The sequence below is a fragment of the Microvirga sp. M2 genome, assembly GCF_047497095.1.
In the GTDB taxonomy this organism is placed as follows: domain Bacteria; phylum Pseudomonadota; class Alphaproteobacteria; order Rhizobiales; family Beijerinckiaceae; genus Microvirga.
The window spans coordinates 1,624,263-1,642,105 of sequence record NZ_CP134064.1 but is presented as its reverse complement, the minus strand read 5'-3'; the positions used below and the strand labels follow the sequence as shown (position 1 = coordinate 1,642,105).

The 17,843-nt window shown below is 63.8% G+C and carries 17 protein-coding genes and 1 riboswitch; of the genes, 4 read left to right on the top strand and 13 right to left on the bottom strand.

Annotated elements, in window-relative coordinates:
- Position 1 precedes the first annotated feature (1 nt).
- The 11 genes from RE429_RS27245 to RE429_RS27195 form a co-directional block, all read right to left on the bottom strand.
- Positions 2-1,051, bottom strand: coding sequence for an ABC transporter ATP-binding protein (locus RE429_RS27245; RefSeq protein ID WP_414474842.1), 1,050 nt, complete (start codon positions 1,049-1,051; stop codon positions 2-4).
- Complete coding sequence (locus RE429_RS27240) at positions 1,048-2,037, bottom strand: ABC transporter ATP-binding protein (protein ID WP_414474841.1); 990 nt, start codon at positions 2,035-2,037, stop codon at positions 1,048-1,050. Before RE429_RS27240 ends, RE429_RS27245 begins: the two co-directional genes overlap by 4 nt.
- Positions 2,034-2,915 (bottom strand): ABC transporter permease, encoded by an 882-nt coding sequence (locus RE429_RS27235; RefSeq protein WP_414474840.1) that lies wholly within the window; start codon positions 2,913-2,915, stop codon positions 2,034-2,036. Before RE429_RS27235 ends, RE429_RS27240 begins: the two co-directional genes overlap by 4 nt.
- Positions 2,912-3,850, bottom strand: coding sequence for an ABC transporter permease (locus RE429_RS27230; RefSeq protein WP_414474839.1), 939 nt, complete (start codon positions 3,848-3,850; stop codon positions 2,912-2,914). The genes RE429_RS27235 and RE429_RS27230 overlap by 4 nt, the downstream gene beginning before the upstream one ends.
- 165 nt (positions 3,851-4,015) lie before the next feature.
- Positions 4,016-5,536 (bottom strand): ABC transporter substrate-binding protein, encoded by a 1,521-nt coding sequence (locus RE429_RS27225; protein WP_414474838.1) that lies wholly within the window; start codon positions 5,534-5,536, stop codon positions 4,016-4,018.
- 71 nt (positions 5,537-5,607) lie between these two features.
- A complete protein-coding gene (locus tag RE429_RS27220) occupies positions 5,608-6,495 on the bottom strand; it encodes a serine hydrolase (protein WP_414474837.1) in 888 nt (295 codons plus the stop codon).
- 506 nt (positions 6,496-7,001) lie between these two features.
- Positions 7,002-7,607, bottom strand: coding sequence for a glutathione transferase GstA (gene gstA / locus RE429_RS27215; RefSeq protein ID WP_414474836.1), 606 nt, complete (start codon positions 7,605-7,607; stop codon positions 7,002-7,004).
- A gap of 100 nt (positions 7,608-7,707) precedes the next feature.
- Positions 7,708-8,664 (bottom strand): glutathione S-transferase family protein, encoded by a 957-nt coding sequence (locus tag RE429_RS27210; RefSeq protein ID WP_414474835.1) that lies wholly within the window; start codon positions 8,662-8,664, stop codon positions 7,708-7,710.
- 44 nt (positions 8,665-8,708) lie between these two features.
- A complete protein-coding gene (locus RE429_RS27205; protein WP_414474834.1) occupies positions 8,709-9,623 on the bottom strand; it encodes a VOC family protein in 915 nt (304 codons plus the stop codon).
- Positions 9,624-9,657: 34 nt separating this feature from the next.
- On the bottom strand, positions 9,658-10,083 hold the full coding sequence (locus tag RE429_RS27200) for a DoxX family protein (RefSeq protein ID WP_414474833.1): 426 nt from the start codon (positions 10,081-10,083) through the stop codon (positions 9,658-9,660).
- A gap of 212 nt (positions 10,084-10,295) precedes the next feature.
- Positions 10,296-11,042, bottom strand: a complete 747-nt coding sequence (locus RE429_RS27195; RefSeq protein WP_414474832.1) for a L,D-transpeptidase — start codon at positions 11,040-11,042, stop codon at positions 10,296-10,298.
- A gap of 488 nt (positions 11,043-11,530) precedes the next feature.
- Positions 11,531-11,619, bottom strand: a riboswitch (glycine riboswitch).
- 758 nt (positions 11,620-12,377) lie between these two features.
- Between RE429_RS27195 and RE429_RS27190 the strand changes: the two genes are divergently transcribed.
- On the top strand, positions 12,378-13,175 hold the full coding sequence (locus RE429_RS27190) for an isocitrate lyase/PEP mutase family protein (protein WP_414474831.1): 798 nt from the start codon (positions 12,378-12,380) through the stop codon (positions 13,173-13,175).
- A 229-nt stretch (positions 13,176-13,404) separates the two neighbouring features.
- Here RE429_RS27190 and RE429_RS27185 read toward each other — a convergent pair whose 3' ends face one another.
- On the bottom strand, positions 13,405-14,181 hold the full coding sequence (locus RE429_RS27185) for a hypothetical protein (protein ID WP_414474830.1): 777 nt from the start codon (positions 14,179-14,181) through the stop codon (positions 13,405-13,407).
- Between the two features lie 186 nt (positions 14,182-14,367).
- Here RE429_RS27185 and RE429_RS27180 point away from each other — a divergent pair, with 186 nt between their 5' ends.
- From RE429_RS27180 to RE429_RS27170, 3 genes are all read left to right on the top strand, one after another.
- Entirely contained in the window at positions 14,368-15,318 is a 951-nt protein-coding gene (locus RE429_RS27180; RefSeq protein ID WP_414474829.1) for a tyrosine recombinase, read from the top strand.
- A 180-nt stretch (positions 15,319-15,498) separates the two neighbouring features.
- Positions 15,499-15,759 carry a hypothetical protein gene (locus tag RE429_RS27175; protein ID WP_414474828.1) on the top strand — a complete coding sequence of 87 codons (261 nt, stop codon included), beginning with the start codon at positions 15,499-15,501 and terminating at the stop codon, positions 15,757-15,759.
- Positions 15,760-15,907: 148 nt separating this feature from the next.
- Positions 15,908-16,183, top strand: a complete 276-nt coding sequence (locus tag RE429_RS27170; protein ID WP_414474827.1) for an SWIB/MDM2 domain-containing protein — start codon at positions 15,908-15,910, stop codon at positions 16,181-16,183.
- A gap of 145 nt (positions 16,184-16,328) precedes the next feature.
- Here the strand turns inward: RE429_RS27170 and RE429_RS27165 are convergent, their stop codons facing one another.
- Positions 16,329-17,807 carry an N-acyl-D-amino-acid deacylase family protein gene (locus RE429_RS27165; RefSeq protein ID WP_414474826.1) on the bottom strand — a complete coding sequence of 493 codons (1,479 nt, stop codon included), beginning with the start codon at positions 17,805-17,807 and terminating at the stop codon, positions 16,329-16,331.
- Positions 17,808-17,843: the final 36 nt, after the last annotated feature.

Sequence of the window (17,843 nt, the reverse complement as noted above, 5' to 3'; positions counted from 1 at the left end):
GCTACGAGCTCCTGCTCGCGTGCGGCCCAAATTCACCGCTTCTCATGCTCTTCGACATTGCGGCCACTTCCTCGCCCCGATGACAGCGGACCGCATGTCCGGCAATCAGCCGGGCCGGCGGTGCGGTGTTCCGGCAGATCTCGACCGCCATCGGGCAACGCGTAGAGAAGCTGCAGCCCGGCGGAGGCGACAACGGGTCGGGAAGGTCGCCCTCAATGCTCGCCGTCTCGCGCCGGTGCTCCGGATTGGCCTCCGGAATGGCCGACAGAAGAGCCCGGGTATAGGGGTGACCGGGGAACTCGAATATGGAGTCGGCATCGGCGAGCTCGACGACCTGGCCAAGATACATCACTCCGATGCGCTGGCTGACATAGCGCACGACATTGAGATCATGCGCAATGAAGATGTAAGCGAGGCCGAGACGCTCGCGCAACGCGACGAAGAGGTTGATGATCTGCGCCTGCACCGAGGCGTCGAGAGCGGAGACCGGCTCATCCGCAACGAGGATCCGCGGCTCGACCGCCAGAGCGCGCGCAATCGAGAAACGCTGGCGCTGGCCGCCGCTAAGAGCGTGTGGCAGGCGGTGCTTCAAAGCAGGCGGCAGGCCGACCGTGTCCATGAGTTCGTCAACCCGGTTGCTGCGCTCGCCGGTGCTCTTGCGCAGGCCGTGGACCAGTAGGACCTCGTCGAGCGCCTGTGCCAGCGTCATGCGCGGATTGAGCGAGGAATAGGGGTCCTGGAAAATCATCTGAATGGCGCGGCTGCGCTCTAGCCGGGTGCCTGTTTCGAGGAACGGCCGACCGGCATACAGAACCTCACCTTCATCGGGCTCGTAGAAACCGGTGATGCAGCGTCCGAGCGTGGATTTGCCGCAGCCGCTTTCGCCGACAATGCCGAGCGTCTCACCGGCATGGAGCGTCAGTGAAACGTCGCGTACCGCGCGCAGCACCCGCGCACCGCGTCCAGTCAGACGGTCGGCGATAGAGGTTTTCGACTTGAAGGACTTGCCGATTCCCTTCAGCTCCAGGATGGGCGCATCGGATGAGGTCATGGGACGGCTTCCGTGAGGTCGGCAACGCGCAGGCAGGCGCTGGTGTGATCGGCGCCCACATCGACAGGCAGCGGTCGCTGGCTACGGCAGGCCTCAATCGCCATGGGGCAGCGCGGATGGAAACGGCAGCCCGCGGGCGGATGCGCGAGGTCGGGCGGTGAGCCGCCGATCGGCAGCAGCGGCTTGCGGCTGGTGCCGGCGGGCAGCGCCCTCAGGAGGGCGCGGGTATAGGGATGGCTTGGCCGGGCGAAGATTTCGCGCACCGACCCGGACTCGACGATCCGTCCTGCATACATCACGCCGACCTTGTCGCAGGTTTGCGCCACCACGCCAAGGTCGTGGGTGACGAGCAGCACGCCGGTGCCGGTCTCGCGGCGCATCCTGAGGATCAGCTTGAGGATCTGATCCTGCACGGTGACGTCGAGTGCCGTCGTCGGCTCATCGGCGATGAGGAGCCGGGGATGGCAGGCGAGCGCCATGGCGATGAGGACGCGCTGGCGCATGCCGCCGCTGAACTGGTGCGGGTAGGCATCGACACGCGCCGCTGGGTTGGGCACGCCGACCTGACCAAGCAGCTCCAGCACGCGGGCGCGCACGGCAGCGCCGCGCAGAGACTGGTGGCGGCGCAGCACCTCGCCGATCTGCGTCCCGATGGACATGGTCGGATTGAGCGCGGTCATCGGGTCTTGGAAGATCATCGAGATGGCCGCGCCGCGGATCTCAGGGAGTTTGGCGTCCGGCAGCTTCGCGAGGTCGACGCCCTCGAACAGGATATCGCCGTTCTCGATTCCCGCCGAGGCCCCGGCGAACAGGCGGACGATCGAACGGCAAGTCACGCTCTTGCCGCTGCCGGATTCCCCTACGAGGCCAAAGACCTCCCCTTGGCCGATGTCGAAGGAGACATCGTCCACGACGTTGACCCGGTTGCCGATCTCGCCGAAGCCGACGCGCAGGTTGCGGACGCTGAGCAGAGGTGCGGCGGTCATGACTTCGGGCTCAGGAAATCGTCGATACCGTCGCTGATCAATGCGAAGGTGATGCCGACATAGATGATGGCGAGGCCCGGAAAGATGGTGATCCAGGGAGCGTCGAAGATGAAGTTGCGACCCTCGGCGACCATCACTCCCCATTCGGCCTGAGGCGGCTGGATGCCGAGGCCGAGGAAGCCGAGCGACGTCACGGCCAGAATGGTGAGGATCACGTCGGACATGGCGAAGACAATCGCCGGCGTGATGACGTTGGGGATGAGGTGCCGGAACACGATACGGGCATGGCTGAAGCCCAGCATCCTGGCTGCCTGAACATATTCGAGCTCGCGCGCCAGCAGCACCTCGCCGCGCACGATCCGGGCGAACGAGATCCACACCACCAGGGTGAAGGCCAGGTACATGTTTCCGACGCTCGGGCCAAGCGATCCGACGATAGCGATTACCAGGACATAGAAGGGGAAGGCCCAGACGATGTCGATGATGCGCATCACCACTGCGTCGAAGATGCCGCCGATATAGGCGGATACCGCTCCGATCATCGAGCCGATCAGGAAGGGCAGGGCGACGCAGACCGCGGCGATCTCCAGGTCGGTGCGCGAGGCTTCCATCACCCGGACGAGGATGTCGCGGCCGAGATTGTCGGTGCCGAACCAGTGGGCCGCGCTCGGCGGCATCATCGCGTCGTCGAGGGACACCTCGTTGGGATCAAAGCCGCTCAGCATCGGGCCGACCACGGTAGCGATCAGCAGCAGGGTCAGCATGATCAACCCGGCCAGTAACGAAGGTGAGCGGCGCACGCGGGCCGAGACGCCGCTGAGCCAGGATGGCGGGCGAAACGGCACCGGCAGGGAACTGGAATGAGGCATCATCGTCATAGCCGGACCCTTGGGTCGGCGAGCGCATAGGCGATGTCGGTCAAGGCGTTGATCACCACCACCAGGACCGCGAAGGTGACGGTGAGGCCCTGCACCATGGGGTAGTCGCGCGCCGCGATGGAAGAGACCAGGAGGTAGCCGAGCCCCGGAATGCCGAAGATGGATTCGATCACGACCGTACCGCCGATGATCCAGCTCGTGTGCACCCCAAGGACGGAGATCGTCGAGATCAGTGAGTTGCGCAGGACATGTTTGAGCATCACAGCCCGGCCGGTCAGCCCTTTGGCGCGGGCCGTGTCGATATAATCGGCCCGCATGACGGCGATGATGCTGCTGCGCAGCGCCCGAATTGTCAGGGCCGCTGTCGAGAGTGCAATGACGAAGGCCGGCAGGGCGAGATGATGCAGCCGGTCGAGGAAGCCGTTGCCGTAGCCGGAGACGGGGAAGAGACGCCATTCGAGGCTCAGGAGCAGCACCAGGAGCGTGCCGAGCCAGAAGGAGGGCATCGACATGGCGACGACGAACAGGCCCTTGATGGCGACGTCGAAAGGACCGTCCTTGTCGACCGCGGCCACCATGGCGAGCGGGACCGTCAGGGTGACGGCGATGATCGTGCTGAGGCCGACAAGCGCCAGCGTGGCCCAGATCCGCTCCAGGATCAGTCCGCCGACCGGCTGGCGATATGCGATGGACTGCCCAAAGCTGCCGCGGAGGAGATCGAAGAGGAAGGAGAGGTATTGGTGCCACAGCGGCGCGTCGAGGCCGAGCTGCGCGTTGAGCTTGGCGATATCCTCGGGGGTGCCACGGCTGCCCAGGATCAATGTAGCAGGATCGCCGGGAAGCACGCGCAGGAGCAGAAAGGCCGCCAGCGTGATGCCGAGCAGGACCGGTACGAGCTGCATCAGCCGCACGGCGGTGAAGCGCAGGATATCCATAAGGCGGCCGCGTCTTGAGTCACGGAGAGGCTCGGATCGGAGCTTACACGATGTTCAGGAGGTCTGAAACCGTCGCGCCGTCCACGAACCGGAAAGCCCGACGGCCATTTCGGGATGACCGGCATGCGTCGCAGTGTCCTCGGTTCCGGGTGCCAAGGCACCTGCCTATTTCACCACCACGTCCTCGAGCCGGAAATTCGACGTCGGCAGCACTCGGAAGCCCTCGACATCGGCGCGCGATGCATAGGTCGCCTGGGGATGGTAGAGGAAGATGAAGGGCGCCGCGTCATGCACGCGCTGCTCGATCTCCTTGAACTGCTTGCCGCGCTCGGGCCCATCCAGGGTCTGGCGCTCCAGCGCATAAAGCTCGTTGACGCGATCGTCGTGCCATTGCGTGTGGAAGGCATTGGCGCGCTCAGGGTTGACCGAGGTGAAGCCGGTGAGCTGGTCGGGGTCGATCGTATCGGATGTCGCGTAGCTCAGTGACATCTCGTAATTGCCCGCCTTCGTGGTCGAGAACTGCGAAGAGCCTTCGATGGTCTGGAGTTCCACCGTCACGCCGATCTTCTTCAGGGCCGCCTGCAGCACGGTGGCGACCTGGCGATAGGTCACGTTGCCGGCCGGGACCAGCAGCGTGGTGCTGAAGCCATTGGGATGGCCGGCCCCGGCCAGGAGGCTCTTGGCCTTGGCCTCGTCGACCGGATAGGGCTTCAGCTCCTCATTATGGTAGGCCATGATCGGAATGGCTGCCACGGCCGGCTTGCCGTTGCCGAAAAGCACGCTGCGAATGATCGCGTCCTTGTTCACCGCATAGTTCAGCGCCTGACGCACGCGCACGTCGTCGAACGGCTTCTTGGTGGTGTTGAGCTGCACGAGATCGATACGGAAGACGTCCGCCGTGCCGACCTTGATGCCGGGATCGGCCGCGAGCTTCGACATCTGGTTGTATGGCACGTCGATCGTGGCGTCGATCTCGCCGGCCTGCAGTTTGAGGACACGGGCATTGTCTTCGTTGATGATGTCGAGTTCAGCCGTATCGATGGCGGGCTTGCCGACCTGCCAATAGTGCGGGTTCTTTGCGAGTTCGATCTTCTCGCCTTTGCTCCAGCGAGTCAGGGTGAAGGGTCCGCTTCCGATCGGATGCAGGAAGAAGTCCTTGTCCGCCTCGACCAGATTCTTGGGTACGATTGAGGCTGAGAACAGCGCCAGATTGTTCAGCATCGGCGTGAACGGCTTGTCGAGTTTCATGCGGATCGTCTTGGCGTCGACGGCCTCGAAATGAGTGATCGGCTTGAAGAAACGAGCCCAGTCGGACTTGTCGCCGGCGGCGCGCTGCAGCGAATAGATCACATCATCGGTCGTGACCGGATCTCCATTGGAGAACTTTGCGTCCCGCAGCGTGAAGACGTATTCGAGACCGTCCGGCGAGATCGTCCACTTCTCCGCCAAGCCCGGCGACAGATTCTTGCCGTCGGGCGTCGGGCGGATGAGCTGGTCGAAGATCAGCAGCTCCGTCCAGATCGAGGGATTGTCGCTGGAAGCGATCGGGTCGAGGGTCAGCGCGTCTTCGGGGATCGCGACGCGGAATTTGGTCGTCGCTTCTGCGGCGCCGCCGAACACGGCAGCCAGAATGATCGGTGTGAGGACCACATTGCGGCGGACCGTTCGCATCAATGAATTCAGCATGATCGCTTCCCTCTCTCGGCCCGGCGCCCCGCGCACGGTTCAATTCGCAATGCGGTCTCGCCCGCTCGCGCTCAACTCATCGGCAGCCCCTCGACGAGGGCACAGGTTGCGGCGGCCAGCCTCGGCAGGACCTCAAGATTGGCGCTGATCTCGCGACCGTAGGTGAATGCAGCGAGTGTGAACTGGCGCCCTCCAGCCAGCTCGACATAGGCGGCATCGTGCCGCCGGTAGCTCGCTGTCGGATCCCCGGTCCAGCCGGTCCAGCCCGCCTTCGACCAGAGTTTGGCCTCAGGCGGCAAGCCGGCACCGAAGTATCCAAAGATCTGGCCATTCGGTTCATCACGGACGAAATCGGCATTGTGTGGTCGCGCGAGATAGTCGCGCACGGTTTTCGAGCGCGCCGGCGACACGACAGTACCGGTCATGACCGCATGGAAGAGGCGCGCAGTCGCATCCGTGGTCAGGCGGTTGTGGTTGACGCCGTTCTGGCCGACGAAAACCTGCTCGCGGCCGTAGCGTTGATCATCCATGAGTTTTTGGCAAAGATTGATCGGCTCGAACTCCGGCCAATCGAAGCCGGCGAAGAACCGGTTCACCCAGTGGCGGCGGTAAACCCAGTCTGCCATCGCTTCCGGTGCCAGCAGGGTGTCGCCCGTCGTCTCGGTCACGAGGTCGATGACATAGTTCGTTGCGGTGTTGCTGGAAACGCGGATCATGTCCCGCATGGCGCGCGAGAGTTCTTCATGCGGCTGGATCAATCCCTCGTCTAACCGTTGCTGGGCGGCAACGAGATAGAAGAGCTTGACGACACTGCAGGGATAGAAGGGCTGCGAGCCGCGTATCGCGAAGCGAGCCGGCGGGTCGCCCTCCGGCTGCCCGTTGAGGGGCTTGTCATGCACCAGGAGGGTAAGGGCGAACCCCTCGCGCGTCAGGCCGCACGGACCGAAGCGCTCCAGCATCGCCTCGACCAGCGACCTCCCGGCATCGTCGAGCGCCCGATCCGTCCGAAACCACATCAACGCCCCTCCGACGCACGCCAGGACAGCATGACTGCCTTCCCCCAGAGCTGAAGGCGTCCGTTCGGCGCCAAGAGCCATGATCGTCAGGGCGGCGGCATTCATCACACGGCTGGGGTGCTTTAGCGGGCGCCCGTCACCGCTCTCAACGTGAGAACGATAAAAAGGGTGTGACCAATCAGTCAATTGGATCTTTCGGGGGCACCGTCAAGTAATCGGAGAAGGATCCATCTATTGGGTGTGAGTCCGGATCAGGCGGCACTCGCGACGCCGGCTGCCTCGGCCCGCCCCCCGAAGGCTCCGGCGCGTTGACGAGGGTGAGGACGCTGCGCAGATGCTGCTGTGCAACGGATTCTGTTTCGATCCGTGCCCGTGCGAGTTCCCATGACAACCCCTGCCAGGATGAGATGATTGTCACCTGGCTTTGGGTTCGAGCCGTCTGACGGATGTCAGGCCAGACCTTCCGCCGCGAGCGCCTGTCGCACTGCAGGGCGTTGCGCAACCGCTTCCATGAAGCGCCCGATGTTGCGGTAGGGCGAAAGATCGATGCCCACGTACGGGCTCCAGCCCATAACCACCCAAGCATAGGCATCGGCGGCGCTGAAGTCGTCACCGAGCAGGAAGGTCTTGCCCGCAAGAGCACTGTCGACATGATCCAGGCGAGCGCTCAGGTCTGTCCTGGCGATCGCCTTCATCGCCTCCGGCGTGTCGGGCTTGAAGAAGTGGCCGTAGTTCTTGTGTAGCTCGCTGCCGACGAAGGACAGCCATTGCAAGGCGCGATAGCGGCTGGCCTGGCCGGGGGCAGGCAGCAATCCGGAGCCAGGCTTCTGGTCGGCAAGGTACTGCAGGACGACTGGCGCTTCCGCCAGCACCTCGCCATCAGGGAGGAGCAGGGCCGGAACATAGCCGTTGGGATTCACGGTGCGGAAGTCGGCGCCGCTCTCGGTCTTCTTCGTCGCCAGATCGACCTTCTCCAGCGTGAGGGGGACGCCAGCCTCACGGGCGACGATGTGAGCGGCGAGGGAGCAGGCCCCGGGCTTGTAGTACAGCTTCATTCTTGGTTCTCTCCTGTGGTCAGATGGAAAGCTATCGGCTTGCGCCGCGACAAGGGCGTCGGGACGCACCGGCACGGCAGGCGGGCCGTTTCGTGGCCGGTCAGCAATGGGCGAAGGGCAGGGCAGGGCCGAGCGGCACGATCCCGGTCGGGTTCAGGCTCTTGATCGAGTAGTACCCACGCTTGATGTGGTCGATGTTGACGGTGCCCGCCACGCCAGGGATGGCGAGCATCCGCTCCAGATGGGCGCTCAGGTTCGGGTAGTCGACGATCCGGCGCAGGTTGCACTTGGACAGGCCGTGATAGGCCGCATCGAACCGCACCAGCGTGACGAACAGGCGGATGTCGGTTTCGGTCAGGCGGTCACCGAAGAGAAACGCCTTGCCGTCAAGCCGTTGCTCCAGCTCGTCGAGCATGCCGAACACCTCCCCGAACGCCTCCTCATAGGCCTCCTGGGTGGTGGCGAAACCGGCGCGATAGACGCCATTGTTGAGGCGCGGATAGATTCTGTCGTTGAGCGCGTCGATTTCTGCCCGCAGATTCTCGGGATAGAGGTCGACGGTGTTATCGGCGAGATCGCCGAAGCCGGAGTTGAGCATGCGCACGATGTCGGCGGACTCGTTGTTGACGATCGTCTGGCGCTGCTTGTCCCAGAGCACCGGCACCGTGGCGCGGCCGCTGATGGTCGGGTCCGCTTTGGTGTAGATTTCATGCAGATAGGTGGCGCCGTTGAGCGGGTCCCTGTCGGCCCCGGGATAATCACCGAAACGCCAGCCCTGATCGGTCAGGGTTGGCTCCACGACGGAGACGGAGATCGCCTCCTCGAGCCCTTTGAGCTTGCGGGCGACGAGGGTGCGTGAGGCCCACGGGCAGATCAGGGCGACATAGAGATGGTAGCGTCCGGCTTCGGCCTTGAACCCACCTTCGCCGGTCGGGCCCTGACTGCCGTCAGGCGTGATCCAGTGGCGGAAGATCGATGTCTGCCGGACGAAGCCACCCTTGGCATCCTTGGCCTGCACGGGTTGCCAGTCGGCCGTCCATTGGCCGTTCACGAGCATGACGCCCTCTCCTTAAGCCTGCCTTAGAGGCGGTCAATCACTGTTCAGCGGCTCGCGATGGTCACGGAAGTGCCCCATGGGTCGCGCAGCGGCAGCCGGGTCGAAGTCGCCTCGGCGGCCTGTTCCGGCGACAGGCGGGAGCGCACGGTCTCGAACGCGCCCGCGTCGGCGACGATTTCGACATCCGCCAGTCCGGTCGTCGGCTCCGGGCGGACCGGTGCGCCCCGGCTGTTCCAAATGTTGGTTCCAATGTGGTGGTGATACCCACCCGACGCGAGGAAGGAGGCACCCGGATAGCGGCACATCACGTCCAGCCCGAGCAGATCGGCATAGAAGCGATCGGAGGGGTCCAGCGCGCCAACCTGGAGATGAACGTGGCCGATCAGCGAACCGGACGGCAGGCCAGCCCAGTCGCGCGTCTTGACTGTCGCCACAAGGCCGTTGAGGTCGAGCGCCAGCGTGCTCATTTCGATCATGCCGTCGCGCCAAGACCAGGTCTCGCTCGGCCGGTCCCAATAGACCTCGATGCCGTTGCCTTCCGGGTCGGCCAGGTAGATTGCCTCGCTGACAAGGTGGTCCGAGGCACCCTGGAGGGGAACGCCCAGCTCAGCCGCGTGAAGCAGCCACTGCGCGAGATCGGCCCGGGTCGGCAGCAGGAAGGCGGTGTGGAACAGGCCCGCCGCCCGGGGGCTCGCGAGGGGAGCGGCCGGGTCATGGCGCAGTTCGAGCAGCACCGTTTCGCCCACGCCCAAGCGCACGAGGCCGGAGCCGGTCTCCACCGGGGCGAGACCGATGACCTGCTGGTAGAAGCGGCTGACCGTGTCGAGATCGCGCACGGTCAGGGCAACCGTACCGATCCGCATGGGTGCGCCGGCCGACGTCACGCCAGGAGTGGTGCCGCGGGCTTGGGTTGAGCGGCCGGCAAGGCCACCCGCCAGGAAGGCTCCGGATGTGGTCATGAGCATGCGCCTCGTGAGCATGGGTGTGTCAGGTTCAACGCGCGAGCGCGGGGCGAGTGGCGGCCGGAGTGGGCTTGAGCGCGTAGGCGCCGTCACCGAGCAGGGTGACTGCGATCAGGCCGACGATCCACAGCGCCAGGAATTCCCAGCCGCCGTTCGGGTTGGTGAAGAAGAAGCCGGCCGGGCCATGCACGGTGACAATCGCCCCGAGCAGGATCGGAACGAGTCCCAGAGCCACGACACGGCTGTAGATGCCGGCGATCAGGGCGAGGCCGCCAATGATCTCGGCGAGGATTACGAGATAGGCGAGAGGGCCGGGCAGGCCGAGGCTGCCGAAGAACTGCACGGTGCCTGCGGGCGTGAACACGAACAGCTTCAGGCCGGCATGAGCGAGGAAGAGAAGTCCGAGCGCCACACGGAGCACGGTGGCGGCATAGGGAGCGGTGCGGGTGTCGATCACGAGAGGTCTCCAGATGGAAGGTCCTCCCTGATATGCCCTTCGTCCGTGAGATTGATAATCCATTGGGCTGGGCTAACACCTCACACCGATAGGGTGAGATGCGCCCATGATTGCGGAATGTCGGAACAGGGCCTCCTTGGCCCTTTGCTCGGCCCGTCACCGGTCAATGCAAGGGGAAGCCTTCGCTGGCCGATGACGGGTCGTCTTGCGAATTAAGTGGATGACTCTGTACCGACATCCGCTGTGCGCGTGTCCTGAAGGACGACCACCGGGGTTCCAACCGGGACACGGCTGTACAGATCGAGGATGTCGGGATTGAGCATGCGGATGCAGCCGCTCGATACCGCCTCGCCGATGGTGTCGGGCTCGGTCGTGCCATGGATCCGGTACAAGGTGTCCCGGCCGTCCTGGAAGAGATAGAGCGCCCGTGGCCCCAGGGGGTTGTTCGGTCCCGGCGGCATGCCGTTCGCCCAGGGCCGGTTGCGCTCGGGGTCGCGCTTGATCATCGCGAGGGTGGGCGTCCAGCGCGGCCATTCCGCCTTGCGGCCCACCTGCGCCCGTCCGGCCCATTTCATGCCCTCGGCGCCTACGCCGATGCCGTAGCGGATCGCACGTCCGTTCTCCCGCACGAGATACAGGTGGCGGTTGGCCGTGTCGACCACGATGGTGCCGGACCGCTCCGAGGTTGCGTAGGCGACCTCTTGTCTGAGGAATTGCGGATCAACGGTTGAGATATCGGTCGCCGGTAGGGGAAACTTCTCGTTCGGCAGTGGTCCGTACATGGCGACGTAGGTCGGATGCGGCGCCTTGAGATCGGTGTCCTGCGGTGTCTGCGTCGAGACGCAGGCTGCCAATGTCAGCGCCAGGATCGTGGGGCCGATCAGCGCGAGGTGTGTGGACCGGTTCCGACAGGAGACGGGACGGACAGGAGAACGGACAGGAGAACGGACAGGAGACATGGGATGATTTTGCTTTTTTATCGAGGAGTGAGGAGATGACATCCGCGCGCCCGCATCTTCCCGTTGCGCCGCACGGATCTGTGATGGACCGCTGAGGCGGTCCACGAGTGCAGGTCCACGAGTGCAAGGTCTGCGAGTGCAAGGTTCGCGAGTGCAAGGTTCGCGAGTGCAAGGTTCGCGAGTGCAGGTGCGTGCGGCCAGAGCGGCATACAGGCTGGATGAGGGCGGGCGTCAGCCGGTGACCGTTGGCGCTAGCCTACAGAGCGTGCTGTTGGGCAAAGGACGCGGGTGCGCGAACCAGAATGGCCCGGCGTCGGTGCGCATGGGGATCGAATGGAGAAGGCATGATCAGGCTCCCAAAAGGTTCCGCACGCGCATTGCGCGCGAGCCCCCTCTGTCATTGGCCTGAGAGATTCATCGCAGCCGGCTTGATCGGCCGCGACTTACACCGTGGGCGGGAGCAGGACGCTCCGCTTTTCAGAGTGTTTCACCAGCAAGCGGTCCTGGGTGCCTGAGAGTTTCCGGGGCGGTTGCTCCTTCGGCGGCCGACACGCTGGCTCTCTCCCGCTTGCAGTGGTTCGAAACCTAAGCCAGTTTGGGGCAGAATTGTGAAGCGTGGATGCGGCCCACACCCCTTGCCGCCAATCCGAACCGAAAGGCGCCGCCCTGTTGCAGAATGGGCACACGGCGCGCGGCCGCTGGGACAGATTTTGGGATGCGTCGCAAACTCGGAGCCGGCGCGAGAAGATGGCCGAGGCTCTGTCGCGGGTTTAGGCAGCGAATAGGGGGCTCACACCTATTCAGTCCTCTCTCACCGATCTGGCGATGCTCAACGCGGTGGAAGGCGAGTGGTGGCGCCAGACGGTGTTCAGCTACCTCGGGGAACAATAACCGGAGATTTCGAAGATCCGATCGGGTTTGCGAGCCGCGTGTCCGAACGCGGCACATTCGAGACCAAAGACGAGGGACCGTTCACGGAGCAAAAGCGAACCTTCTCACTGCGCTCCGGCTCGAGGTCTCGGTGGCCAATTCCCGCGAGCCGGAAGGGCATGCCAGGTAGACTTGCCAAGCCCGCTGTCTGACCGCCCGAGAGGACGCCCACCTGTCTTAGGATCCGGCCACCGGGGAGTCGAAGTCAGAGTCTGCCTCTGAAAGAAAAATCAACGCCTCATTTCCGGCGACACGGCCCCGGCGGTCGAGCTAAAAGAGAGACATGCTCCAATCTCGTGACGACGATACCCTCTTTGCAGCGCTGATCGCCCCCGATTTCCCCTAGGACGATTTTTTGAGCACGAGCGCCGGCCCGCATCCCCCTTTCCAAGCAGTGAGGAAGACATGTCGAACCAGTCCATCCAGGCCCAGACCTTCCGGTCGCTCCATGTTCCCGGGCACCCGCTCGTCCTGTTCAACGTCTGGGACGCGGGCAGCGCCAAGGCCGTGGCGGCCGGGGGTGCTCGGGCGCTCGCCACAGGGAGTTGGTCGGTCGCGGCCGCGCACGGCTTCACGGATGGTGAGCGGATGCCCCTGGATCTATGTCTCGCAAATCTGCAACGGATCGTCGGGGTAGCCGATCTTCCCGTGACGATCGACCTGGAAAGCGGCTATGGAGCCGATCCCGCGGCGGTTGCGGAGACGGTTGCGCGTGCATTGCAGGTTGGCGCCGTTGGCTGCAACATCGAGGACAGCATTCCGGAGAATGGGTCACTCCGCGAGGTTTCCGACCAAGCGGCCCGGCTCAAGGCCGCCAGAGCCGCCGCCGATGCGCTCGGCATCCCGGCCTTCCTGAACGCCCGCACGGATGTCTTCTTCCAGACGGGGCCGGAGCACCATGACGAGGGCATGGCGGAGGCGGCGCTCGAACGCGGCCGGATCTATGCCGAGGCGGGTGCCGACGGTCTGTTCGTCCCGGGGCTGGTCGACGAGAGGCTCATCGGCCGTCTGGTCGAGAGATCACCGCTGCCAGTGAACATCATGGCGAGCGGGACGACGCCGCCCGCCGCGAGGCTAGCGGAATTGGGTGTGGCCCGGATCAGCCACGGGCCGGGCCCATATCTTCTCGCCATGCGCGCCCTGGAGCATGGAGCGAGATCAGCTTTAGAAGAGACTGGACCTCCTAGCCAATCGCTCGCCTAGCGCATCGTGCGAATATGTGGATCCGGATCGCGGCGGCGTGCATGCGGGCGATCTCATGCCGTTCAGCCAGGCGCACATGGATGGAGGGCAGGGTCATTCAGCCTCCGGGTGCAAATCCTTTGATTGTAACGGAATTCGCACTTCAGAATAGAATCCACCTACAGACATCCGTGATTCGCATAACAGGGATTTTGACAAGAAGTCGACGGATCGCACTCCAGCGTTCGGATCAGTATCGTCGTCCGAACATCCAATCTCCCATCTCGTCGAGGGCATCGAAGGCCCGGTTGGTCAGGCGGCGTGGACCGGCAAGCAGTCCTTCCTCGCGCTCCGCGACATAGGGCTGAGGATCAGGCCGTATCGCCTCACGATATTTGCCCAATGCGTCAGCCGGCCCGTCGAAAGCCCAGTCCCGCCGTCCAGCGGCGGGCGGCATGGTCGCCGGTGGCGCCGAGCGCATATCGCGCCGAGCTTCGGCGGGTCGGCGAGGCTCGGGCGACAGGACGTCTTCGACCCGGCTCAGGGCGACGTACTGCGACTGAGGCAGCGCAACCTGGTAGCCAAGATCTCGGGCGACACCCGGCAGGTTCCGAACCGCAGCCCTGCCGGCCTCCATGCCGTGGCAGATGCTGAAGTACAGGGCATGGAAGTTGGCGCTCTGGCGGATCGTCTCACGGCTTTCCCTTGTGGAGAAAGGCGCGATGTAGAAAGCCATGGTGCGCCCGTTCTTTTCGGCTACGATCGCCGGCTTGGTGCGCGAGCAGTAGACATACCCGCTCTCCTCGGTGAGCTCCTTGCGTCCAGATGAACTCGCGTGAAAGGTCTTCACCCGGGTTTGCATGAGCGTGCCGTCCCCTCCCTGTGTCAGAGGGACGGCCGCCAGGACGGCGAACTCGTCGCAGCCATCCGGCCGGCACAGACCCCGGATGATGTCGGGACGGTCATAGGTCTGAGCAAAGGCTGGGGTTGCAAGCACGATGGCAAGGGCAGCAAGAGGTCTGAGCATTGGCGGCCTTGGACTGACGAGTGGTTAACGAAGCGTCACTGCCGAAGTCGCGCACGAATGTGACGATTTCAGGCCAAGCTGCGGGATGCGTCCCTTGGTCCACCTGATCGTGGCTTCTATTGCCCCCGTTTTGACAAGAAGTCTGCAACCATTGCTGTGGCATGGTCCTCCTCATCGGAGGATCTCATGGGTGCAAATCACCGGCTGGCCCAGCTCTGGCTCGATGCACTGGCGACAGAACTCGGAGCCTCGGCCGGCACCATCGCGACCTACACCGACGATCTGAACTGCTACCTTGCCTGGCTCGATGGGATCAGTCTCGACCTGAACGATGTCGGCGTGGAGCATATTCGAGATTACATTGCGGCTCTCGATCGGCGCGGCTATGCCGGCTCGACCATCGCTCGGCGGATCACGGTGGTCCGCGGCTTGCACAAGTTCCTGATCGCGGAGGAACTCGGCTCGCGCGATCCCACATCCCATTTGTCGAGCATGCGCCGGGCCTTGAAGCTGCCCTTCGTCTTGTCCATTGCCGAGACCGAGGCGCTCCTGGAGACCGCCCATCGACTGGCCGCCGATCCCTCGGTCGGGCTGTACCGCCAGGCCGGCTATGCGCGAAGGGCTGCCTTGTTCGAAACGCTCTATGCCTCGGGCATGCGCATCAGCGAGGCTTTGTCGCTGACCGCCGATGCCGCGGCGCCCGGAACCCGCATGCTCCTGGTACGCGGCAAGGGCGACAAGCAACGGCTCGTGCCCCTGCATGACCGGGCGATCACAGCCATTGCCCATTGGCAGAGGCTGGCCCGCGCCTATTCCGGCGGAGCGCCCTCCCCCTGGCTGTTCCACTCCGTGCGCAATGGGGCCAAGGCTTTGACCCGTCAGGCCGCCCTGCTGGACATCAAGGAGGCTGCTGTCGCCGCGGGGCTGGCGAGCCCCGAACGCGTGTCGCCGCATGTGCTGCGCCATGCCTTTGCCACCCATATGCACTCAGGCGGGACCGACTTGCGCGTGCTGCAGGAACTGCTGGGACACGCCGGCATCGAGACCACCCAGATCTACACCCATCTCGATACCTCCCGCCTCCATGCCATGGTCCGCGACCTTCATCCGCTCAACGGGCAGGATGGTTCGGAATGACAGTGGCATGCAGGATGGCCGAAGGTGCTGACGTTGACCTCGGAGGAAAACGATCGCTATGTAGCCACAGCGAATGTTTCGCGTTGGCGAAATTCGAACCATCACCGTGGAAACCTTCACGGAAGCGAAAGCCCGCAACAATTTTGCGCACCGAACCCACTCCATTGAGAAAGCAAACCTATGGCTGAGCGGCCTGAGAAGACGGACGAACCTGGGACCGATGGCAAGGCCAGCACGCCCCAATTGGATCGGCTGGAGAGACTGGCCAATGCCGCTTCTGCCGCGGAGCAGGCGAAGCAGTGGCGGGCGCGTAAGAACGGCATGCGTCATCAAGAGGAACCGTCTGAAATCCGGGACCTCAGTCATGATGCGGAGGCCAGAGCTCGGGCCGAGGAAGCGATGCGCAGGATGATGGCGAAGCCGCAACGCAAGCCTCGTTGATGGTAACAATCTGGCAATCACCGGCTCGAGCCGCGATTCAGGCCCTTGAACTGGCGGAGTGCGATTAAGAGACTGTTAGGCCGCTGTTTGCCATGGTCCCGCCACCCTGCCCCTGCAGATGGCAGGAAGGCATCACTTTAGGAGTTTCATGATGACCGAAGCCAAAGCAGCCAAGAAGCCGAACCCGGCCCTGTCGAAGCCTCTGCAGCCCTCGAATGCACTGGCGGCCGTAGTGGGTTCGGCTCCCCTGCCCCGCACGGAGGTGGTGAGCAAGGTGTGGGAATACATCAAGGCCAATAACCTTCAGAATCCTGCCGACAAGCGCGAGATCCTGGCGGATGACAAGCTGCAGGCCGTCTTTGGCGGCAAGAGCAAGGTCAGCATGTTCGAGATGAACAAGCACTTTGCTCAGCATCTTTCCTAAGACTGAGAGACCGGATTCTCGCTGACTGAAACAGGCAAGGGACTTTTATCAAGCCCCTTGCCCGAACTCTGCCCGGGACGTCGTCTCAGCGATGTTTGCCTTCGTACCTTCGAGTTCAACGCCGCGGGCGGCCGTGGCCGTTAGGTCACAAGTCCTGTGAGGGTTGCTGCCCCGATGGCTGTCGCCGAAGGACCCGGCCGGGGCGCTCTCCGCTGGGCTTTCCTTCGTGCCACACGATCTTGCCGTTCACGAGCACCGTCTCGATTCCCCGCGACGCGGCGATGGGACGATCATAGGTCGCGACCTCATCGACCGTTTCAGGGTTCAGGATCACGAGATCGGCGAACGCACCCTCTCGAATGATTCCGCGGTCGGGCAAGCCGAAATTCCTGGCCGTCAGTCCCGTCATCTTGTGAATGGCTGCCTCCAGCGAGAAGAGCCCGCGCTTGCGGCTGTAGTGCCCGAGCACCCGTGGGAAGGTGCCCCAGAGCCGCGGATGGGGCTTCTCATCATGGGGCAATCCATCCGATCCGATCATCGTCTGATCGAAGGCCAGAATGCGCTCCACGTCTCCCTCGTCCATGCGGTAATAGACGGCGCCGGCCGGCAGAAGCCGCCCGATCACTTCATCCTGTGTTCCACCGATCTTCTTGACGATTTCGGCCAGATCCCATCCCGCGAATTCGGGCAGGCTTTTAGACCAGGTGACCGTCACTCTCGTGGCGTTCGCCGCCAGATGCGGGGCGAGGATCGTGGACGACGCCGCGTAAGGATAGCAGTCGAGGCAAATCTCCTGGGTCGCCATCTGGCATTGGATGAGCTTGAGGGTTTCTGCCGAGCGGCCGAAATTCTTGGCTCCCACCACTTTGTGGTGCGAGATGACGACGGGGACTCCCACATCCCGCCCGATCCGGAAGGTCTCGTTCAGGGACTCGACGACCATGTCGCCTTCGTCCCGCATATGCGTGCAGTAGAGGCCACCACTCTCCCGCAACGGCTGGCAGATTTCGATCACCTCCTCGGTCGGAGAGCCGATCGCGGGCGCATAGGCGAGCCCTGTCGAAACGCCAATCGCTCCAGCCTCCAAAGCCTCGACGACCATCACCCGCATGGCCGCGATCTGCTCCGGACTGGCGGGTTGGGTCAGATCCTCCATTGTCGCCACGCGGAGCGTCGAATGACCGACCAGCATGGCGCAGTTGGTTGCGGCCGGATGCGCCTCCAGCTCGGCGACATAGGCGGCGAAGGTCGGGAAGCGATACCACCGGCCGCTCTCGTCGAGAAGGTTCAACGGCGGCGTGACCGGATCCGGAATGGCACGGGGCATCGGCGCGAGGGAGATCCCGCAATTGCCTCCGACGACGGTCGTCACGCCCTGACTTACCTTAGGCGTCATTTCGGGGTCCGATAGCAGGAGCCTGTCGTCATGGGTATGCGCATCGATGAAGCCGGGAGCGACCACGAGTCCCGCGGCATCGAAGCTCGTCTCGGCCGTCGCATCGCCCAACAGGCCGACATGAACGATGCGATCGGCCCTGATCGCAACGTCGCCCTCAAACCGATCTGCACCGGTTCCGTCGACAATGGAAGCATTGCGAATAATCACGTCGTAGTGGTTGGTCATGATTCTGCCTTCGTTAGAGTTCGACAACGATGTCGT